We start from the raw sequence: 20,601 nt of genomic DNA, 5'->3' as shown, positions 1-20,601 counted from the left end.
GTGCATCCCTCGCTTTCTCCATATTTCGAATTTGTGAACGCAGAGAGCGTCACGTTCGAGACAAAAAGGGGGGTTACAGCATGCCTAGGGACGAGAAGCACCGGCGCCGCGCAATCTTGCTGGCGGCGACCTCCGCGACCGCAGCTCTTTTTGCGGCACTGGCCGCTTCTCCCGCTTGCGCGCAGGCGACGGAAGCGGGTCAGTCCAGCAGCGCGGATGACACTTCGCAGGCGTCAGAGATTGTCGTCACGGGTGTGCGGGGAAAGCCTCGCTCTGCGCTAGACAGCCCAACCCCGATCGATGTGATCAGCGGGAAAGAGATCAAGGACGGCGGGCATGCGAGTCTTTATCAGGACCTGCAGATTCAAGTTCCTTCGTTCAATGAGGCCCAGAAGCCTGGAGGTGGCACCGCGAGCGCCGTGCGCGCAGGCGGCCTGCGAGGATTGAACCCAGACCAGACGCTGGTTCTGGTGAATGGAATGCGCTGGCACCACTCAGCGCTGATCAACACTGGCAACGGCCTCTATAATGGTTCGGCGCCCGTTGATCTGAGTATGATCCCTACGTCCGGCATCGGTCGCGTCGAGGTCCTGCGTGAGGGCGCAGCTGCGCAATATGGTTCAGACGCCATTGCTGGCGTTGTGAACCTTATTCTGAAAGATACCCCCGGCGGTTCCATCAGCGCACAGTACGGGCAGAACTTCGACCGGAGCGATGGCCAACTTGCCATTGTTCGCGGCGATTACGGCTTCAAGTATTCCGATACTGGATTCCTCAGCCTGTTTTTCACGTTCCAAAATCAGGAACAAGGCGATCGATCCTACCCCGTTGACTCGAGCATCCAGATTTTCCCAAAGCTGGCGAACGGTCAGCCTGATCCTCGCGAAACATCGATCAATCGACAAATCAGCCATGGTTTTGGCCCGTATCCGGCTACCCAATTCCAGGTCGGTTTCAACGGACACGACCAAATCGGTGGCATAGAGATTTATTCCTTCGGCACGTTCAGCCGCCGCCTCCAAGATATCGTATATCCTCCTCTTTTCCCGAACAGCGCGAACGTCTTGCCTGAGATCTACCCTGGACTGGCTTACCCGGTTTTGCGGATCAAGGAAAATGACGGCCAGTTGGCAGTTGGCGCCCGCGGAGCTTTGAGCGGCTGGGACTGGAATTTATCCTCTACCTTTGGCGAGGATCACGCACCGCAATATCTGTACAACAGCTTGAATGCGAGCCTCGGGCCGTCAAGTCCGACGGATTTTTACCTTGGTTCGCTGACGTCGAAGGAATGGGCGAACTCGCTTGACGTCACCCGCAAATTTGAAATCTCGAACGGTGGCAGCCTGCAGGTCTCGTGGGGACTACAGCATCGCCTTGAGTGGTTTGATACCGGTGCAGGTGAACCTTCGAGCTACAATTACGGGGGTTATGTACGACCCGCCGGGCAGGCCTTCGCTGGGGTCCCATTAGCGGCAGGGTCGCAATACGCCCAAGGCTTGCGGCCCGCCGATTCCGGCTCGTGGAAGCGGAACATCCTGAGCGCCTATGCCGAGCTCGGCTATGAGCCGACCGACCGCCTGTTCATCGGCGCAGCCGGGCGAGTGGAGCGGTTCAACGACTCCTCCGGGACCAGCGTGGTCGGAAAAATCGACGGCAGGTATAAGGTCACTGATTGGCTGTCTTTGCGCGGTTCTTTCGGGAATGGCTTCCATGCTCCCAGCCTTGCTCAGCAGCATTATTCGTTCGCCCGCATCAATCCGAGTACGGCCGCTGCAAATTTTGGACAGCTCATCACGTTCCAGATTCTTCCGGTGGATACTGCAGCGGCGAAAGCGTTGGGGGCGACACCGCTCCGGCCCGAAAAGTCCGTCGACACGAGCGTTGGCCTCACGCTTAGCCCCGCTCCCAACTTCAACGTCACCGTCGACGGCTATATCGTGTCCGTGCGCGACCGTATCGTTCTCGGGAGCGTCCTTCAGGGGCCTGCCGTTAACGCCATTCTCGTGGCCAATGGCTTGCCGGCGAACCTTGCAGGGCAATATTTCACTAACGCGGTGAATACCCGCACGACCGGCGCCGACGTTGTCGCAACCTACCGCCTTAATTTCGCTTCGATGGGGAATCTTCGGCTGAGCGCCGCGCTGAATGTCAATCGTACAAAAATTACGCGCATCGCGCCCAATCCGGGGGCACTGAACTCGCTCGGTGCATCCTATGTTCAGTTCGACAGGGTAAGCCAAGGCTATCTCACCAACGCTATCCCCGACAGCAAGGTGGCGCTGAGCGCAAATTGGGAAGTAAGCAAATTTAGCTTCAACCTCCAGGAGATCCGTTACGGCAAGTATACGGTTCCAGGTACCAGCGCAGCGAATGACCGAATGTTTCCGGCGCAGTGGATCACGAATGCTCAGGTCCAGTATCACCTATCAAAAAAGGTGAGCCTGGCCATCGGTGCCGACAATGTATTCAATACTTACCCACCGGCCACCAACATCCCATTGGCGCAATTTGGGTACGGGACCCTGCCAAGGATCAGTCCTTTCGGATTTACCGGCGGATTTTATTATGGCCGCGTACAGGTTGAATTCTGACCAAAAGGCCCGAGTCGCGCGGCGAAGCCTTGCTTGGCTAGGCGGGCAGCGAAGGAGCTGTCCGCCGATTTCCAGAAAACCGCGACGGCAATCTGTTATGGTCAGAGATCGTCTTTGGGTCCCACAGGCAAGTGGCGCGACATCGGTGCCGCCAAAAGGATGAAAGTATAATGTTTCGGATTGGCGTCGATGTGGGCGGCACGTTCACCGATTTAACTATCGCAAATGTAGGAACCGGTGAGAACCTTTATTTCAAGCTTTCGTCCACGCCGGATGACCCATCGGATGCTATTGTAAACGGGATATCACAAGCTCTGGAGCTGTTCGGTATCGAACCGTCTGCGGTCTCGTATATCGGCCATGGCACCACCGTGGCGACAAACATGATTATCGAGCGCCGTGGTGTGCCGACCGGGTTGGTGACCACGAAAGGATTTCGCGACGTCCTCGCGATCGGTCGACAGACCAGACCTGCGCTGTACGACATGGCGATCCGGAAGCCCGATCCACTGGTCGAGCGCTACCGCCGCCGCGAAGTTAATGAGAGGCTCAACGCCAAGGGCGAATGCCTGAACCCCCTCGACGAGGCCGAGCTCGAGACGGTGCTCGATGAACTGGCACAGACGGGCGTCGAGGCCATCGCGATCTCGTTCTTGCACTCTTACAAGAACCCGGAGCATGAAGAAGCTGCGGCAAGGATCGCGGCGCGCAAGCTTCCCGGCGTCTATATCTGCACCTCTTCGAACGTCCTGCCCGAGTTCCGAGAATATGAGCGCACCTCGACCACGGTGCTCAACGCCTATGTCGGTCCCAGAATGGCCGCCTATTTTGATCGACTGAAGCGCAAGATCAGCGAATTGGGGATCGCCGTCGCGCCCATGATAGTCCATTCCAACGGCGGCCTGCTGTCGATCGAGAGCGCCAAACGCCTCCCGGTCACCACATGCCTCTCAGGACCTGCGGCCGGCGTTATGGGCGCTGCGGTTGTCGGCGCCGCCGCGGGCTTCCCCGACCTGGTGACCTTCGATGTTGGGGGAACCAGCACCGACGTGTCGTTGATCGTCGAGGGCAAGCCCAAGCTTGCAACGAGCCGTGATGTCGCGGGCTATCCGGTCAAGTTGCCGATGATCGACATCCACGTCATCGGTGCGGGCGGCGGCAGCATCGCCCACGTGGACGAAGCCAATGCGCTGAAGCTCGGACCACGCAGCGCCGGTGCTTCGCCCGGCCCGGTCGCCTATTCGCGAGGCGGCGTAGAGCCAACGCTCACCGACGCGAACATCTGCCTCAATCGCCTTAATCCCGTCGCCTTGCTCGATGGGCGGATGCCGGTCGATCGGGCCGCTGCGGTCGCGAGCCTGGAGGAGCGTATCGCTCGTCCGCTTGGCATCTCCGTCGAGGACGCGGCCTTCGGCATGATCCAGGTGGCTGCGGCCAACATGAGCCGGGCGATCCGCGCCGTGACGACTGAGCAGGGCCATAACGTCAGCGAGCTTGCGCTCTTCGCCTTCGGTGGTGCCGGCCCCCTCCACGCCGCCGAAGTGGCGCGGGAGGCCGGCATCGAGCGTATCGTGGTACCCCAAGAACCTGGTACGATGTGTGCCCGGGGCGTGCTGTTATCGGACGTCAGCCTCGATTTCGTGCGCATGCAATTGGCGAATGCAACGAACGAGAGCTGGGCAAGGGTCTGCTCTGCCCTCTGCGAGATGGCCGCAGAAGGCGACAAATGGCTGGCGTCCGAAAAGGTTGATCGAAGCCTTCGCAGCTTCCAGTTTGCGATTGATGCCCATTATGCTGGCCAGAGTCATGAGATCCGGATTCCCATCGAGGCGATCGACGAGGCTGGGCTTGAGGCGTTCCTCGACAGCTTCGCTGCCGTCCATCGGGCTACCTATGGCTATGACCATCCTGACCAGCCTGTGTTTATCCTCGGCTGCCGTCTCAGAGCGGTAGGCTATGTCCCGAAAACGCTGGAGGCGTCGCACGTCGGCGGATCTAGCATTGCCGAGGCAAAGATAGACGAGCGAACTGTCTATTTTGGCGCTGCCGACGGATGGCTGGCGACGCCGATCTATCGCCGATCGGCGCTACCCATCGGCGAGCACATGCTTGGTCCCGCGATCATCGAGGAGATGAGCTCGACCACAGTCGTCCTGGCCGGGCAGAGCGCCGAGGTCGACGCCTTCGGCAACATCGTCATCACGAATTGAGCGAGAACAGCATGGCCGATACCCATCTCAACACAGGCCGCCAGGATGGGCGGCGCTTTGATGCTATCGCAATGGAGATATTCAGCAACCGGATGCTCTCCATCACGGAGAACATGGCGTTGAACATGATGCGCTCCTCGTATTCGTCGCAGATCAAGGAGCGAAGGGATTTCTCGGTCGGGATCTTCGACGCGGAGGGCGGCCTCATCGCGCAGGGGACGCATATACCCATCCACCTCGGCTCGCTGCTCGGTGCGGTGGAAGCGCTGCTGGACCGCTACAAGATCGCGGACATGGCCGAGGGCGACGCATTTATCTGCAACGACCCGTATCTCGCAGGCGGGACGCATATCCCCGACGTCTCGATCGTCAGCCCCGTCTTCATCGATGGGGCGGTCGTCGCCTTCGCTGCGAACATTGGCCATCATTCGGACCTCGGCGGAGCCGTCCCCGGCTCGATCTCTCCGGCTGCCCGCTCGATCTTCGAGGAAGGGCTGCGCATCCCGATCATCCGGATCGCCCGCGCCGGCGAAATCGACGAGGACCTGCTCAACCTGATCGCCAGCAACTCGCGCCTTTCGGAAGAGCGGCGTCTCGACCTCAAGGTTCAGATCGCCGTCAATGCTCGAGGAGGTGACGAAGCGCGAGCGCTTTTCCTGCGCATGGGACTCGACAATGCCAAGGCCGCAATCCGCGACGTCTTTTCCTACACATCGGAGCGATTGCGTAGGAGGCTAGCGGCACTGCCGGCGGGTAAGCACAGCTTCACGACATGGCTGGATGACGACGGAAGCGGGAGCGAGCCGGTGCCGATTGTTGCCACCGTCACTCTTGGCGGCGACACGCTGCATATCGACTTCGAGGGCACGGGCCCCCAGGCGCAGGGTGCCTTCAACGTGCCAAATAGCGCTCTGCGCGCCACGATCTACTATTGCGTCAAGGCGCTGCTCGACCCGGAACTGATGCCCAACAGCGGGATGTTCACGGGCGTGACGATCGCCGCGCCTGAGGGCACGATCGTGAACCCCCGGTTCCCCGCCGCCTGTGGCGTACGCAGCAACACCTGCCAGAAAATCGCTGGCGCCGTGTTCGGCGCCTTTCGCGACGTCCTTCCGGAGGATCGCCTGTTCGCTTCCAGCAACGATCTCTTACCATCGATCATGCTCTCCGGGTCGCAACCGGAAACAGGACGGTTCTATGTCGTGGCCGAGACGATCGGCGGCGGCAGCGGTGCGCGCTACGACGGCGATGGCATGGACGCGATCCATGTCCATGTCACCAATAGCCTTAACCTCCCGACCGAGGCGCTGGAGAACGAGTTTCCTCTCATCTGCGAAGAATATGGGCTCGCCATTGATTCCGGCGGAGCGGGCCGCCAGCGGGGCGGCCTTGGCATCGCTCGCCAGATCCGGGCTCTCCAGGATGGAACGACGTTTTCGGCGCGTTCGGACAGCTACATCCACGGCGCAGAAGGCATTGCGGGCGGCCTGACCGGAGGGCTGAGTTCGGTGACATTCAACGCCGGCCGAGAAGACCAGAAGGCGCTTCCGACCAAGGTCGCCAACTTTGTGCTGAATGCAGGGCAAAGCATTCGTGTCGAGACGCCGGGCGGAGGTGGGTTCGGCGAGTGCGAAGATCGCTCGCTTGCGCATATCGCGACGGACCTGCGCGACGGAGTCGTTACGCGGGCGGCGGCCGAGCGTGACTATGGAATCGAGCGGGTCCGCGCAGTTCTGGATGAGTTCGGGCAAAGCGCGATCAAGCTTTGAGCGTGGTCGTAAGGGCCGAAGTCTCGAGGATCACAATACGAAGGGGTTCGCGTAATGACCGTTGAAACATCGAGCCGGGCCCAGCTCGACGCCGAAATGCCGCCCGTGAACCGGGCCTCGCGCGGCTCGATGTTCCGATGGGTCATCCTCTCGCTGGTCTGCTTCATCTATATGCTGGTCGCGGCGGACCGGGCGAACCTTGGCGTTGCCCTTCCGGCGGTGAAGGCAGAATTCCATATCAGCAACGCCGAAGCGGGACTTTTCGCGACGCTGATGTTCTTCTGCTTCGCGGGGTCGCAGATACCAGCCAGCATGCTGGTTCGTCGCTTTGGGCCGCGCCACCTGATGATGGTTGGGCTCGTCATCGCCGCCATTGCCTCGTATCTGATCGGAACCAGCGGGGCACCGCTCGATATCAAGATCTTCCGCTCCGTGCTGGGGGTCGCAGAGGCGATGATCTCGGTCTGCTGCATTACCACGATCAACCAATGGTTCTCCGTGCGGGAGCGCGGGACGGCGACGGGCTTCTATTGGGGCGCATCGAAGCTTGGACCGGTGCTGTGCCCACCGCTCGCTGTCCTCATCCTCCAGGCTTTCGGGTGGCGGGCGATCTTCCAAGTCTTCGCCCTGCCGGTCCTAGGAGCAGCATTCATCTGGTACTTTTTCGTGCGTAGCCGTCCCGAAGACTCGCGTTTTGTCTCGTCCGCCGAACTGGCACTCATTCGCAATCCTCAGGCTCGGGCGGACGAGGATTCCGCCAAGCAGTCTTCCGGATGGCAGGTGCCTTCTTGGGTCGACAAGGCGATTCGCCGCAAGCCGGTCGCGCTCATCGACACCTTCGGTGGCGTATTCCGGTCCTGGAACCTCATTGGCAATACCTTCGCCACGATCTTTATGGTTGGGATTTTCAATGTATTCCTCGCGTGGATCCCATCGTATCTCCTCAACGCAAAGCATTTTACGCTCGGTACAGCTGGGTTGCTGTCGTCGACGCTCTTCGCAGGCGCGGTTGCGGGAAACTTCGCTGGCGGATGGATATCTGACAGTTTGCTTGGGTTGCGGCGCAAGCCTCTAATGATGTTCGGGGCGCTCTTCACCGCTGTCGCCATCATCTGTCTGATCTATTCGCCGCCGAGTGTCACCTTCACGGGCGCTCTGCTCCTTTTTGCGGGCTTCGCGGTTGGATTGGGGTACCCGCATTTTACGACATATCCAATGAGCCTGACGACGCGCGAGATCTACCCCATCGCCTATGGCGCCTGCGGCACTGGTGCCGCACTGGGTGCTGCGTGCTTCCCCTTCATCGCAGGGGTCATCCTCGACTCTTATAGTTGGGACCACGTTTTCGTGTTCCTCTCGCTCTCGTCGCTAATCTGCCTGGCGTTCCTTGCTACTATCGCGGAGCCTGTGGTCGGCGAAGAATAGGCGAGTGGGTTCACCCTCGCCGCTTCCTGCACTGTGAGAAGACAGGGAAGCGAGTGGGTCGCTCACGGCATAGGCTCACTTCAAGTTCAAACTGCCGAGAAGAAGTTATTCGCAGTCGGCCGAGCCGGCATTGTCGCGCGCCGGAGCAGGCACCCTGCCCATTAGCCGCTGTGGTGCAAGACCGGCGATATCGACGCGACTGCGGCCTTCGAGAAGAAGTTCGGCTGCCGCAACGCCTAAAGCCGGTACGAGCTGGAACCCGTGTCCGCTGAATCCAAAGAGATGCAAGAGTCCAGGGCCGGAGGGGGAGAGCCCCGCAACGGCCACATTGTCGCTGGTTTTGGCTTCAAGCCCCGCCCACGTGCGGACGATGCGCAATCGGTCTACCCCCGGGAATAATTGTGTGGCCGCTGCGGCGGACTTCGCGAGCAACCGTACGTCGACGTCTGAGGACTCCTTGGAAAGATCAGCGCGTCCCTGCTGCCCTCCGCCGATCAGAAGAGTTCCCTGATTGCTTTGCTTGAATGAAAGCTTGCGCTTCATCGAGATCACTGTCGGCCGGATGAAGGGCGCGATACGCTCCGTGACTATCATCATCGACGCCTTGGTCCCGATCGGGATTTCGTCTCCGGCCATCGCCGCGATCTCGCCTGCCCACGCGCCTGCTGCATTCACCACAAGCGGCGCCTCCCATTGACGTTGGCCATCCGTCAGCTTCCAAGTACCTTGACTGCGAACAAGTGCGGTCACGCCAACGCCCTCGTGCACCGCGACACCGGCGTCTACCGCGGCATGTAAATACGCGGACAATGTCCGGTGGGGATCGGCTGCGCCGTCACGCGGTGCAAAAGCGCCTCCCAAGTAAACCGGTGCTAGGCATGGCACTATCGAACGAATTGCGTCGGCGTCTATTATCTCTTCGTTGGTGAAGCCATCTTGGCGCAATCGACCGACCCTGTTGCGCAGGGATTGAAGCTCCGCGTCGGTCTCGGCTACCTGCAGTTGCCCGTACGCGCGAAATCCACAATCGTCCCCGACTATCTCCTCCATGTGGTGCCACATCTCCATAGCTTCGAGGGAGATTGGCAGTTCTGCTCGTGCGCGACTGAGGGTTCGCACACCCGCTGCAGAGGCACCAGAGGAGTGACGACCAATCCGAGACCGCTCCAGCAGGATGACGCGAGATCCGCGGCGGGCGATCTGGAGCGCAGCCGACAAGCCGTGCAGGCCTCCGCCGATGACAAGGACATCTGCGGTTTCGGTCACGAATTCGTCTCCAGACTGGCGAGTTCGCCAAGCGTGAGAGGCTTCAAGGGCGCGCGGACGCGCAGGAAGCCGATATCCGAACCGGTTCCTCCGTGAATTTCTTGCACGAGTCTCGCGACACTAAGACCGCACTGGCGCCCTTGGCACGGCCCCATGCCCGCTCTGGTGGCGATCTTCACGCCGTCTGGTCCTAGATGTGGTCGGGCGTGAAGAGCTTCACGAATCTTCCCTGCACTCACTTCCTCGCACCGACAGACCATTGTGTTATCTGCCAGCGCCAGGTCGGAGGGAGGATAAAGCGTGTCGATCAGTCCACGGAAGGCGCTCGCCGCCGCCAATTCACGACGGAGCGGAATGGCGGCAGTTTCGGCGGCCTCGTGTGACATCCTGCCTGCGGCGCGCGCTATTCCGACTGCGGCTAGTCGGCCAGATATAGTTGCTGCACGCGCCCCCGCGATTGTCGCCCCATCACCGGCAACGAAGATATTCGGAATGGAGCTTCCCCCGAATTCATCCAGTAAAGGTTCGAAGCTTTGCTGCATCGAATTCCATCGATGGGCGCAACCCGCCGCCATCGTCGTATGTACTGCCGGTATGACCCCGTCATGCACGAGGAGAAGTTCAGTATCGACTTCGGCTTCTGTTCCGTCTCTCGTTCTGAAGCGGACGCCTTTTATACGGTCTGTACCTAGTGCCTCGAGCGATCCAACATTACGGACGACACGCAACCGGCTCAGCGCGGCAAGCCAGCCCACTCCCCTCGCTAAGTCTCGCCAACCATAAGGCAGAGCGCGCGGGATAAGGGGGAGCGCGGTGATGCTGCGACGTCGAGGGGCGGTGTCCAATATGCCCGCCACCGCTCCTCCAGCGGCAACAAGTTGGCGGGCGTAGAGAAGAAGCAGCGGTCCTGTTCCCGCGAGCCAGACAGGTCTGTCTGGTACTTGACCGGCGGTTTTTAAAAGAATTTGGGCTCCGCCCACTGTCATTACGCCGGGTAGTTGCCACCCGGAAAAGGGCATGGGGCGCTCCTGGGCCCCGGTCGCCAGGAGGACGAATTCGGGCTCGATCATCCTTGCGCGGCCTTCGTGGGTCAAGAAAACCCGCGTTCCGGAATCGATCTGCCAGACTTCGGTTGCGCTGAGATATTCGCCTCCGGCGGCGCGAAAACGGGCGACAAGTGCAGCTCCCGATTTGTCTTCCCGCCCATGGAGGTGCCGCTTCTCAATGCCGGCAAAGATACGGCCGCCCGGTGCTGTTTGGTCATCCACTATGATAACCGGCAAACCCCGGTCTTGGAGTTCCAAGGCAGCCGACATCCCGGCCGGGCCCGCCCCGATCACCAATACGGCGTTCATCAGTTCCCTGCTTTCACTGGAATGGGACGTTCAGTTTGACGACGCACAACCATTCCATCTCGCACGCCCTTCATGCACGCGCGCGTCGAAGTCTCGCCGTCGATCTCCACTAGGCAGTCAAAACATGCACCCATCATGCAGTAGGGCGCACGAGCTGCGCCCGTCACTGGCGTGTTGCGGGAGGTAAAGGGGGCAACCCGCAGCAACACGGCAGCCACCGGTTCGCCCTCCTCCGCGCTCAGCAATGAGCCATCGACCGATAGACTAACCTGATTTTCCCCCGATCCTCTGGGTTCGATCTTGCGAAACATACATGCCCCTGAGACGGATAACTGCCTGAAGGATTGTCGGAACGGTCCAAGCGGTCAAAGGCCGGATTACGGGGAGAATATTCCCAGGGGTTATAGGCTCGCTTCGTGGCGATGTGATATAGATGGAGGCCACTGGTGAGAGCACGACGCGCCTGCGTCGCTTCGCTTTAAAGCGGGGATGAACGCGGCTGTTGAGAATGTCGCATCTAGACGCCGTGCGCCAGGCCGTCGTAGGATATGCAAATAGCGATTAGGGGTCCGCCGCTCTATTTGTGGGGGTTATGAGTGCCGAGACACATCAACTTGCGTCAAATCGAAGCGTTCAAAGCCGTTATAGAGAACGGAACGGTAAGCCGAGCTTCAGAAATCCTGAATGTCTCGCAGCCTGCCTTAAGTAAGCTCATCGCCCATCTAGAATTCGACACGGCGTTGCGGCTCTTTGATCGCGTGAAAGGCCGGCTGGCGCCGACAGAGCACGGCATGCGCCTTTATGACGAGGTGGGCCGAATCTTCTCCGGCGTGCGCCAAGTTGAAAATGCGGTAGAGGCAATAAGGCGGGAGGAGCAGGGACGACTTGCGATAGGCGTGTTGCCGGCGTTGGCGAACACGTTCATCCAGAAGGTCACGACCGGGTTCTTGCAAGCGCGCGGTAATGTCTTTTGCTCGGTTCAGGCGGTGGGATCGCAATGGATCGTGGAGTGGCTCGTTTCCCGTAAACTCGACGTGGGCCTTGTCAGCGCGCGTGTCGACAATCCTTATCTTACAATGGAACCCGTTCTCGAGCAGCCGTTGGTATGCATCATGCCGCCTGACCATGCCTTGGCCGCGAAGACGCACATTGAGCCCCAGGATCTAATCGGAATTCCATTTATTGCCTTCGATTCCGACATCTACGTTGCTCACCTCGTCGCGACGACACTTGAGCGATACAAGGTCGAGCCGCAGATCGTCCTGGTCACGAATGCGGCGCCCACCGTCTGCGAGTTCGTGGCTGCCGGGCTTGGCGTTTCGTTAATTCATCCGCTGATGGTCAGCGGGCTCGAACACCGTGTTGCGGTTCGCCGCTTCCAGCCTGAGATTCCCTACAATTTCCAGCTCTGTCGCAGTGCGGACAGTCGAAATGCACACATCGTAGAAGCTTTTGTTGAAGAACTGCGAGAACGAGCCAAGGAGGCCGCCCATTCGGTGCTTGTGGAGCATGAAGCCGCGCCAGGCTTGAGCGTGCTGCCGAAGCCCTCTCCCGCTAAGCGGGGAACTCGAAAGCGCACAAGCTGAGGCGTCAGGCAGCCCTGGTATAACCCCTGCGAAAGGTGTCGCCCTAAAGTCGACTTGGACCAATAGCTCCTCTGACCGTAGCACTTTGTCGGCAGGGGCCACTCGGTCCCAAAGATAGGGCGCGTGGAATGAACGAGATTACACGGATAGTGACGAACCCCAGACGCGGACGCGCCGTCGCTGTCAACGGGCTGCTATTTCTCGGTGGACAGGTGGCGGACGATCGCACTGTCGAGATTCGTGAGCAGACGGTCCAAGCACTCGCAAAAATCGACAAAATCCTTGCGGAGGCGGGCACCGACAAGAGCCGTCTCATATCGGTCCAGATCTGGCTGCGCGACATCGCGCGTGACTTTGCGGCGATGAATACGGCGTGGGATGCATGGATTGATCCTCAGGCCGCGCCAGCCCGTGCAACCTGCCAGTGCGAAATGGGCGCACCGGATGTGTTGGTGGAGATCATCGCGATTGCCGCACTACCTAATAGCAACGGTTAGGCCGGATACTCTGGCCACCCCGCGCTCAACGCGTCTTCTATAACTTGAAAGAATGGGAAACGCGAAATTCCGTCTTTGACAGCGGGCGCTTTTCAAATCAGCTACGCGGATGATCTGCCACACGTAAGACGCGAGTTTATATGCCGGCAGGAATATCGAACAGGTCGGCGGAGTGACCTCTAGGGATAATTTGCTTCGCGCTGTAGATGCGCTTGAGGCCACGCTTCGACAATCGGCGGAATTGGCTGACAACGAGCAGGCGGATAATCGCGCCGCCGGCATCAAACTGCGTCGGCTGATCGCCGAACAGCTTTCAGCCGTTAACGTAACAGGAGAACATGTATTCACTGAAGTGCATCAAATCGGAGAGTTCCGTCGGGAGATAGCCAAGACAAGATCAGCGCTCGCGTTGCACCAAGCTTCGTGGCCGATCGTTGCAATTAGGCGTGATGACCCAGAGTATATGGCGTCCCTACTCGCCCTTCGAGAGACAAACCGCAAATTCCTGGCTTGGGTGCGGGATAGTCTCAGGAAGGGAAACTAGCGCGGCGAGCTGTTCGTCCGTCAAATGTGAATTGGCTTGCCCTTCACCGCCATCGCCGCCTCCTTTATTGCCTCGCTGTGTGTCGGGTGCGCATGGCAGGTGTAGGCGATGTCTTCGGACGTGGCGCCGAACTCCATCGCCTGAGCGGCCTGGGCGATCATCGTGCCGGCGACGCTGGCGATGATCCACACGCCGAGCACGCGGTCGGTCTTGGCGTCGGCGATCACCTTCACGAAGCCGTCGGGCTCATGATTGGTCTTGGCGCGGCTGTTGGCGAGCATCGGGAACTTGCCGACCTTCACTTCGCCACCAGTCTCGGCGAGCTTGGCCTTGGCGGCTTCCTCGGTCAGGCCGACACCGGCAATCTCTGGCCACGTATAAACCACGCTCGGGATCACGTCGTGGTTCACGATGCCGTGCTGGCCGGCGATGTTCTCGGCGACCGCGATGCCTTCGTCCTCGGCCTTGTGCGCGAGCATCGGGCCGGGGACGACGTCGCCGATCGCCCAGATGCCGGGCACCGAGGTGCGGAAGTCATGATCGATCTCGATCTGGCCGCGCTGATTGGTGGCGAGCCCTGCCTTGTCCAGCGCGAGGCCGTCGGTATTGGGCTTGCGGCCGATCGACACGAGCACGACGTCCGCCCCAATCTTCTCCGCCGCGCCGCCGGCTACGGGCTCGACCGTCAGCGTCGCCTTGTCGCCGTGGACGGTAACGCCGGTGACCTTGGTCGCCAGCTTGAACTCGATGCCCTGCTTCTTGAAGATCTTGTTGGATTCCTTGCGCACATCGCCGTCGAAGCCGGGCAGGATCTGGTCGAGGAACTCGACGCAGGTCACCTTCGCCCCGAGCCGGCGCCACACACTGCCGAGCTCGAGCCCGATCACGCCGCCGCCGATCACCACGAGGTGCTGCGGCACTTTGGGCAGCTCGAGCGCGCCCGTGCTGTCGACCACGACCTTCTGGTCGATCTCTACGCCAGGAAGCGGGGTGACCGACGAGCCGGTAGCGATGACGAAGTTCTTCGCGCGGATCTCACGGTCGCCGACCTTCACCGAGTCCTTGCCGGTGAACGCTGCATAGCCCTTGAGCCATTCGATCTTGTTCTTCTTGAACAGGAACTCGATGCCGCCGGTGAGCTGCTTGACCGCATCCTTGCGCTGGCCGTGCATCGTATCGAGGTCGAGCTCGGCCGTGACCTTGATGCCCATATTGGCCATCGTGCCGTTCGCCGCCGCATCGAAATATTCCGAGGCGTGGAGCATCGCCTTGGACGGAATGCAGCCGACATTGAGGCAGGTTCCGCCGAGTGTCTCGCGCCCCTCGACGCACCCGGTCTTCAGCCCGAGCTGCGCGGCACGAATTGCCGCGACATAGCCGCCGGGGCCGGCACCGATCACCAAGACGTCGAAATCGTAGTCAGCCATCTTTGCTCATAACCTTATCTTGGTCGCGTGTAGTCGGCGAAGGAGCGCGCCACTCGCTCAGCGGCTTGTAGTCGCCGCGTAATCGCGGGCGATCGGGTTCGGCCGCCGTGAGCGGCTCGCATTGCACCAACGATTTAAGGCTGCGGGCTGCCAGCGCTTGATATTCGAGCGTCCCACGGAGCTTCCAGGCCTTCTCCTCGTTGGTGACAGCGCGAACCTCCCGAGCAGGTGATCCCGTCCAAAGTGTGCCTGGCGCGCATTCCGCGCCCGCCTTGATGAAGCTGTGTGCGCCCACGATGCAGTCGGGCCCGACGATCGCGTCGTCCATCACGACAGCGTTTATGCCAATCAAAGCATTGTCTCCCACGGTGCACCCGTGAAGGGTCGCGCCGTGTCCGACATGACCATTCGCCCCGACGGAGACGACCCGGCCCGGGAAACTGTGGACGGTGCAATTGTCCTGAATATTCGCCCCGAGACCAATTTCGATCCGACCGAAATCCGCGCGGAGCGAGGCATTAGGCCCGACGTAGCAACCTGCGCCGATTTCCACGTCGCCGATCAGGACCGCGCTCGGATGAATATAGGCATCGGGGGCAACCACTGGCCGCAGGCCTTCGAAAGCGTAGCTCGGCACCGTTCAGCCTTCGGGAAGCGGCCGCGGGCGCCCATCGTCGTCGACCGCGACGAAGGTGAATGCGGCTTCGGTTACCTTCTCGGCGAGAGCCGTGTGGCGCGGCCGGCGCCACGCCTCCACGTTGATGCGCATCGATGTGCGACCGGTGCTCTCGAGTGCGGCGTAAACCGACACCTCGTCCCCCACCTTGACCGGCCGCAGAAAAGTCATGGACTCAGCCGAGATGGTTACAGCCCGCCCTTCTGCGCGTCGGGCGGCAACGCTTCCGGCTGCTAGATCCATCTGACACATCAGCCATCCGCCGAAAATGTCACCGAGCGGATTGGTGTCGGCTGGCATCGCGATCACGCGCACGGCTGCAGCATCATGCGGCGGTTGAACTTCCTCGGTCACCGGTCCTCGACCACCATCAAGGTGACAAGGCTAGCGGCGAAGCTGTTCAGGTCCGCCGCCGCGGCGCGGTTCTCGCGGGAAGCCATGGCCTGCGCGAAACTCGTCTGATTATCGAACGCCATTTCGGCCATGAGGAAATAGCCTCGCTCGCCCATCAGGCTTTGCGAAACGCGAGACACTCTCAAGCTCCGCATGTGTGGGATCGCCATCACAAGTGGGGTGTGAACGCGGTCATAGTGGTCGAGGAACGCGGCCTCATCAACAGGCTTGCTGTAAAGGGCAAGAAGGCGAACGCCGCCGCTTGTCTGGTTGACTTCAATCATTCGGGGGCCACTCCTCAATGAACTGGACGAAGCGCGAGAGCCAGAGATTGGTCTGATGGCCATCGACCACGCGATGGTCGATCGTGAGCGAGACGTAACAGAGCGGGCGCACCTGAATGGTGTCGACACTATCGATCTCACGCACGACGACACGCTTCTCGAGCTTGCCGACGCCAAGTATCGCCGACTGCGGCTGCGCGATGATGATTGGTGACGCGAAGAGCGATCCCGAGACCCCGTGATTGGAGACCGTGAACGTACCGCCTCGCATATCGGCGGGGCTCAGCTTCCCCTCGCGGGCGCGGGAGGTAAGTTCGGTCAGTCGCTTGGCCAGGCCGAGGAGGGAGAGTTCCTGGACCTGACTGACGATGGGGACGACCAGGCCTTTGTCGCCGAGCGCCGTGCCGACGCCGATGTTGATGTCATCATAGATGTCGATGCGATCATCGTACCAGCGGCTATTGATCGCAGGCGCTACTTTCATCGCTTCGGCAGCGGCGGCCAAAATGTAGGCCGTGAAGGTGAGGTTCGCGCCGCTCTTCTGAAACTCCGATTTGTGCTTGGCGCGATGGGCCATAATGCGGCTGAAATCGGCCTCGAACACCGCGGTCACGTGCGGCGCAACGGTCACCGAGTTCAGCATGTTCTGGGCGATCGCCAGGCGCATCCGGTCGTGCGGAACGCTGCGGACACCCGCGATCGCCTTCTCAGCCAACGCTGGCGCCGGATTGGCCCCCGGTGCGGGATTGGCGGCAACAGGGGCCGATGGCGCGGTGATTGCCGAGATGGTGCCGCGATCCGCCACGAACCGGTCGACATCGGCGCGGGTAATCCTTCCACCACGACCCGTCCCCGCTAACGCGGATAGGTCGACGTCGTGCTGGCGAACCGCACGGCGTACTGCGGGAGAGAGACACTTATCGGGATTGCCGATAGGCTTGCGCCGGTCCGGCACGGCGGCCGGCGCCGAGGCCAACTCAGCCGTGGTGGGCGCGTTCGCTGCTTGCTCTTCGACGTTCCGGAGCCGGCCGAGAATCGCGCCAGGGAGGGCCTCAGCATCGGTATCGAGAAGAATCTCCTCCAATATGCCGTCACCGGGTGACGAGACTTCCTGGGTGACCTTGTCCGTTTCCAGCTCGACCAGCGGGTCGTTAAGCGCGACCCGCTCACCGGGCTTCTTCAGCCAGCTGCGGACGATGGCCTTGGTGCCTTCCTGTTCGAAGGGCACGATGATGTCGATCATGGTCATCCCTTCCCGTCAGAAGCCGACGAGTTCGTCGATCTTGGCGCGGATGCGCGCGACCGAGGGCACCGCCCATTCGAGCAGGATCGGATTATGAGGGCTCGGGATGTCAGGCATCGTGAGCCGTGCCACGGGTGCGTCGAGGTCGATGAAGGCCTCGTCGGCAACCACGGCTGCGATCTCGGCACCGAAGCCGGCCGTCCTCAAATCCTCATGGACGATCAGACAACGCCGCGTGCGACGAACGGAAGACAGAACCGCCTCCTTGTCCCACGGCATCAGCGTTCTGAGATCGATGACGTCAGCCGAGCGGTCCTTCGCGGCCTCTTCGCAGCGCGGGACCATCGCTCCCCAGGTCACAATGGTGATGTCGTTGCCTGACACCGTCGTCTTGGCCCGACCGAACGGCAGGGCAAAGTCGTCGCCCGGATAGGGGCGACGCGCCCAGACATCGTCGAGCATCGCACGGTGCTCAAAGAAGAGCACCGGATCATTGCCGCGCAGCGACGTGCGCAACAGCCCGACCGCATCCTCGGCGTTGGACGGTACTGCGACCTTCCAGCCAGGATTGTGGATGAAAGCGACCTCGTTGGTTTGGCTGTGCCAAGGATCGCCGCATTTAAAAAATCCGCCGGGCACGCGCAGCACCATCGGGGCGGCAAACCGGTTGTTGGTACGCCAGCGCATGGTTCCGCAGTCGTTGATTTGCTCGGTGGCGGGCTCGGCATATTTGCGGAACTGAATCTCGGGAACCGGCATGAGGCCGGCCAGCGCCATCCCGACCGCCCGTCCAACGATACCTTCCTCCGAGAGGCTGGTATCGAATACGCGATCGAACCCGAACTTCTCCTGCAGCCCGAGCGTCACGGCATGGACGCCACCCTTGGGGCCGATATCCTCGCCGAACAGGACGACGCGGGGGTTGATCTCCAATTCGTGCTCGAGCGTGCGGCGGATCGCGGTGACCATATTGATCCGCTGGCCTTCGGGCTTTGACTCATCGCTCGTCGCGGGCGCGATGTAGCCATGATTCCACTGGCCGCCTTCGACTTGGAGCGCACCTTCTTCAAAAAAGACGTTGTTCAACACCGTGCTCGGTTCGGCGATTCCGCGCGCTTCAGCGCGCTCTCGCGCCGCTTCGGCGTCGGCCTCTGCACGCTGTTCGAGCTCGGTCCAGTCGTCATCGGTAAGCACCGCGGGCACAAGGTACGACTTCAGCTTCGGGAGAGGATCGCGTTCCCATTCGGAAGCGACGAACTCCTGCGACTTATAGGTTTGAGTGTCCTGAAAGCTGTGCCCCTGCAGGCGTGGCACGGTCAGGCGCAGCAGTGCCGGCGCCCGCTCGTTGCGCACATGCGCTACCGCCTCGTCGATCAGGCGTGCAGCCTCGGCGGGGTCGGTGCCGTCGCCTGAGTAGATCGTCAGGCCCGACCAGCTGGCAAGATTGGCGGCGATGTTGCCGCCGGGTGTCTGGAAGGTCGAGGGCACCGATATGCCGAAGCCGTTGTCCTCAATATAGAACAGCATCGGCAGCTTTTGCGTGGTGGCGACGGTCAGCGCCGCCCAGAACCCATTCGACGCCACCGAGCCGTCGCCGCCCAGCACAACCGCGATCGCCTTGTCATAGGCGGGATCCTTGAGAACGGTACGGTGATACTCGATCGCCTGGGCCCAGCCGGCCGTCGGCGTATATTGGGCACCGACCCCGCCGCACATGGGCAGCGCCGAGGCGCCGTTGGGGTTCGGATAGTTGAAGACCACGCCGATATCGCGCCCGTCGGAGTAGCCGCCTGCACGGCCCATCGCCGAGCCGAGCGCGTCCGCGACATCGACGCCGAGCGAAAGCAACATCGGGCGCGAACGGTAATAGCCGCACGTTGCGTCCGCTGCGTCGTCCAGGCGGCATCCGAGGAGGACCTGGCCAAGATCATGGCCGCGTGCGGAGAATTGATAGAGCACCTTTTTCTCGGGGACGAGGCGCGTTTCTTCCATCTTGTCTAGGGCTCGCGAGAGCGAAACGAGGTAGGCCACCCGGGCCCAATCGACAGTCGAATCGGGAGCGTTGCGCAAGTGCGGCTTGAGGGCAGTCTGTGCCATGAAATTCCCGTAGATCAGCGAAGCGACGCGAGCGCGGCGACAAATGGAGGCACGGTCTCGGGAGTGAGGCCGGCAAGGTTGATTCGCCCCGACGACGGCATGTAGATCCCACGCTCGTCGCGCAGGCGCGCGACATCTTCGACACTGAGCGGCAGGGTCGAGAACATGCCGCGCTGCGGAGCGAGCGGGGCGAGCGCGGGATCGGCATCGCCCAGAAGGTCGCGGATGTGCTGGATGCGTTCGCGCATCTCAGCGAGTTCGGCCCGCCACTTCGCCGACAGATCGGGGTCCTGCAGGATGACGCGAACGATCGCGGCCCCGTGGTCGGGTGGCATGGACCAGTTGGCGCGCGTCAGCGAAAGCAGGTTGGACTGAACGATCGCTGCCTGCTCGGCGGACTTCGATACCCCATAGAGGGCGCCGACGCGCTCGCGATAAAGGCCGAAATTCTTGTCGCAGCTATAAGCAACCAGGCCTTCGCCGACGATGTCCAGAGTGAGGCGCGTACCAGCCGCGTCTTCGTCTAGTCCATTGCCAAGCCCCTGATACGCCAAGTCGATGAGTGGCAGCACGCCGCGGGCGCGCAGCAAGTCGGCAATGGCCTTCCATTGGTCGATCTCGAAGTCGGCACCGGTGGGATTGTGGCAGCAGCCGTGCAGCAAGGCGACGTCGCCCGGCGCCGCTTGCGCCAGCGCGGCCAGGATCGGCTCGATCGTGAGCCGCTGACTCGCGACATCATAGTGGTCGTAGGTAGCGACGGTGAGCCCTGCCGCCTTCAGGATCGGGGGATGGTTGGGCCAGGTGGGATTGCCGACCCAGACGCGTGCGCCCGGCCTGCCGCGGGCGATCAGTTCGGCTGCGACGCGAAGTGCGCCGGTGCCCCCCGGGGTCTGGAGGCCCGACAAGCGATCGGCCAAGTTGTGAGAACCGAAGATGATCGGCTTGAGGGCTTCGAAATAGCCAATATCCCCTTCGGGCCCGAGATACCCCTTGCTCTGCTGCTCATCGAGCAGACGGCGCTCCGCTTCCTTGACGGCCCGGAGTACAGGCGTCCGCCCTTGTGGATCGCGATATACGCCAACACCGACATCAATCTTGTCAGCGCGTGGGTCGCTTCGGAATGCACCGATCAGCGCGAGTAGCGCGTCGGCGGGCTGGGCGGTGAGCGCGCCGAGAATGCCTCGGTCGGCGCGGTCCAGAACATTCTCTTCTTGCATCTTCAGCACCCTCTTTCGAGG

General features: G+C 61.3%; 16 protein-coding genes. 6 read left to right on the top strand and 10 right to left on the bottom strand.

Features of this window, described 5'->3' with window-relative positions:
* The first annotated feature begins 116 nt into the window (after positions 1-116).
* The 4 genes from ACT53M_RS04270 to ACT53M_RS04255 all read left to right on the top strand — a co-directional run bounded on the left by ACT53M_RS04270 (position 117) and on the right by ACT53M_RS04255 (position 7,995).
* Positions 117-2,591: a TonB-dependent receptor plug domain-containing protein gene (locus ACT53M_RS04270; RefSeq protein ID WP_476231701.1), complete on the top strand. Its 2,475-nt coding sequence runs from the start codon at positions 117-119 to the stop codon at positions 2,589-2,591.
* A 170-nt stretch (positions 2,592-2,761) separates the two neighbouring features.
* Positions 2,762-4,801, top strand: a complete 2,040-nt coding sequence (locus ACT53M_RS04265) for a hydantoinase/oxoprolinase family protein (protein ID WP_476231700.1) — start codon at positions 2,762-2,764, stop codon at positions 4,799-4,801.
* An 11-nt stretch (positions 4,802-4,812) separates the two neighbouring features.
* Entirely contained in the window at positions 4,813-6,570 is a 1,758-nt protein-coding gene (locus tag ACT53M_RS04260; protein ID WP_476231699.1) for a hydantoinase B/oxoprolinase family protein, read from the top strand.
* 54 nt (positions 6,571-6,624) lie between these two features.
* On the top strand, positions 6,625-7,995 hold the full coding sequence (locus ACT53M_RS04255) for an MFS transporter (RefSeq protein ID WP_476231698.1): 1,371 nt from the start codon (positions 6,625-6,627) through the stop codon (positions 7,993-7,995).
* 105 nt (positions 7,996-8,100) lie between these two features.
* Here the strand turns inward: ACT53M_RS04255 and ACT53M_RS04250 are convergent, their stop codons facing one another.
* The 3 genes from ACT53M_RS04250 to ACT53M_RS04240 are packed head-to-tail and all read right to left on the bottom strand — an operon-like array spanning position 8,101 to position 10,927.
* The gene (locus ACT53M_RS04250) at positions 8,101-9,261 is read right to left on the bottom strand and encodes an NAD(P)/FAD-dependent oxidoreductase (protein ID WP_476231697.1); all 1,161 of its coding nucleotides are present in this window, start codon (positions 9,259-9,261) and stop codon (positions 8,101-8,103) included.
* Entirely contained in the window at positions 9,258-10,616 is a 1,359-nt protein-coding gene (locus tag ACT53M_RS04245; protein WP_476231696.1) for an FAD-dependent oxidoreductase, read from the bottom strand. Before ACT53M_RS04245 ends, ACT53M_RS04250 begins: the two co-directional genes overlap by 4 nt.
* Positions 10,616-10,927, bottom strand: a complete 312-nt coding sequence (locus ACT53M_RS04240; protein ID WP_476231695.1) for a (2Fe-2S)-binding protein — start codon at positions 10,925-10,927, stop codon at positions 10,616-10,618. The genes ACT53M_RS04245 and ACT53M_RS04240 overlap by 1 nt, the downstream gene beginning before the upstream one ends.
* Positions 10,928-11,230: 303 nt before the next feature.
* On the opposite strand from ACT53M_RS04240, the gene ACT53M_RS04235 reads away from it, so the two are divergent.
* Positions 11,231-12,202 carry a LysR substrate-binding domain-containing protein gene (locus tag ACT53M_RS04235; RefSeq protein ID WP_476231694.1) on the top strand — a complete coding sequence of 324 codons (972 nt, stop codon included), beginning with the start codon at positions 11,231-11,233 and terminating at the stop codon, positions 12,200-12,202.
* A gap of 128 nt (positions 12,203-12,330) precedes the next feature.
* A complete protein-coding gene (locus ACT53M_RS04230; protein ID WP_476231692.1) occupies positions 12,331-12,699 on the top strand; it encodes a RidA family protein in 369 nt (122 codons plus the stop codon).
* 564 nt (positions 12,700-13,263) lie between these two features.
* Here the strand turns inward: ACT53M_RS04230 and lpdA are convergent.
* The 7 genes from lpdA to ACT53M_RS04195 are packed head-to-tail and all read right to left on the bottom strand — an operon-like array spanning position 13,264 to position 20,580.
* Positions 13,264-14,670: a dihydrolipoyl dehydrogenase gene (gene lpdA, locus ACT53M_RS04225; protein ID WP_476231690.1), complete on the bottom strand. Its 1,407-nt coding sequence runs from the start codon at positions 14,668-14,670 to the stop codon at positions 13,264-13,266.
* Positions 14,663-15,307, bottom strand: a complete 645-nt coding sequence (locus tag ACT53M_RS04220) for a phenylacetic acid degradation protein PaaY (protein WP_476231689.1) — start codon at positions 15,305-15,307, stop codon at positions 14,663-14,665. The genes lpdA and ACT53M_RS04220 overlap by 8 nt, the downstream gene beginning before the upstream one ends.
* A 3-nt stretch (positions 15,308-15,310) precedes the next feature.
* A complete protein-coding gene (locus tag ACT53M_RS04215; RefSeq protein WP_476232391.1) occupies positions 15,311-15,646 on the bottom strand; it encodes an acyl-CoA thioesterase in 336 nt (111 codons plus the stop codon).
* 50 nt (positions 15,647-15,696) lie between these two features.
* Positions 15,697-16,023 carry an EthD family reductase gene (locus ACT53M_RS04210; RefSeq protein WP_476231688.1) on the bottom strand — a complete coding sequence of 109 codons (327 nt, stop codon included), beginning with the start codon at positions 16,021-16,023 and terminating at the stop codon, positions 15,697-15,699.
* Positions 16,016-17,266: a dihydrolipoamide acetyltransferase family protein gene (locus ACT53M_RS04205; RefSeq protein ID WP_476231686.1), complete on the bottom strand. Its 1,251-nt coding sequence runs from the start codon at positions 17,264-17,266 to the stop codon at positions 16,016-16,018. Before ACT53M_RS04205 ends, ACT53M_RS04210 begins: the two co-directional genes overlap by 8 nt.
* Positions 17,267-17,281: 15 nt before the next feature.
* Positions 17,282-19,363, bottom strand: coding sequence for a transketolase C-terminal domain-containing protein (locus tag ACT53M_RS04200; protein WP_476231685.1), 2,082 nt, complete (start codon positions 19,361-19,363; stop codon positions 17,282-17,284).
* 14 nt (positions 19,364-19,377) lie between these two features.
* Positions 19,378-20,580, bottom strand: coding sequence for an amino acid aminotransferase (locus ACT53M_RS04195; protein ID WP_476231684.1), 1,203 nt, complete (start codon positions 20,578-20,580; stop codon positions 19,378-19,380).
* Positions 20,581-20,601: the final 21 nt, after the last annotated feature.

It is taken from the genome of Sphingomonas sp. DMC6, from assembly GCF_056314225.1.
Note: the sequence above shows the minus strand (reverse complement) of the source record. Positions and strands in the feature narration are given on the sequence as shown.

Bases quoted from the DNA above. Each gene is read 5' to 3' on its own strand.
- ACT53M_RS04205 (WP_476231686.1), bottom strand. From the start codon at position 17,266: ATGATCGACATCATCGTGCCCTTCGAACAGGAAGGCACCAAGGCCATC.
- ACT53M_RS04215 (WP_476232391.1), bottom strand. From the start codon at position 15,646: ATGCCAGCCGACACCAATCCGCTCGGTGACATTTTCGGCGGATGGCTG.
- ACT53M_RS04195 (WP_476231684.1), bottom strand. From the start codon at position 20,580: ATGCAAGAAGAGAATGTTCTGGACCGCGCCGACCGAGGCATTCTCGGC.
- ACT53M_RS04260 (WP_476231699.1), top strand. From the start codon at position 4,813: ATGGCCGATACCCATCTCAACACAGGCCGCCAGGATGGGCGGCGCTTT.
- ACT53M_RS04230 (WP_476231692.1), top strand. From the start codon at position 12,331: ATGAACGAGATTACACGGATAGTGACGAACCCCAGACGCGGACGCGCC.
- ACT53M_RS04240 (WP_476231695.1), bottom strand. From the start codon at position 10,927: ATGTTTCGCAAGATCGAACCCAGAGGATCGGGGGAAAATCAGGTTAGT.
- ACT53M_RS04255 (WP_476231698.1), top strand. From the start codon at position 6,625: ATGACCGTTGAAACATCGAGCCGGGCCCAGCTCGACGCCGAAATGCCG.
- ACT53M_RS04265 (WP_476231700.1), top strand. From the start codon at position 2,762: ATGTTTCGGATTGGCGTCGATGTGGGCGGCACGTTCACCGATTTAACT.
- ACT53M_RS04245 (WP_476231696.1), bottom strand. From the start codon at position 10,616: ATGAACGCCGTATTGGTGATCGGGGCGGGCCCGGCCGGGATGTCGGCT.
- ACT53M_RS04210 (WP_476231688.1), bottom strand. From the start codon at position 16,023: ATGATTGAAGTCAACCAGACAAGCGGCGGCGTTCGCCTTCTTGCCCTT.
- ACT53M_RS04200 (WP_476231685.1), bottom strand. From the start codon at position 19,363: ATGGCACAGACTGCCCTCAAGCCGCACTTGCGCAACGCTCCCGATTCG.
- lpdA (WP_476231690.1), bottom strand. From the start codon at position 14,670: ATGGCTGACTACGATTTCGACGTCTTGGTGATCGGTGCCGGCCCCGGC.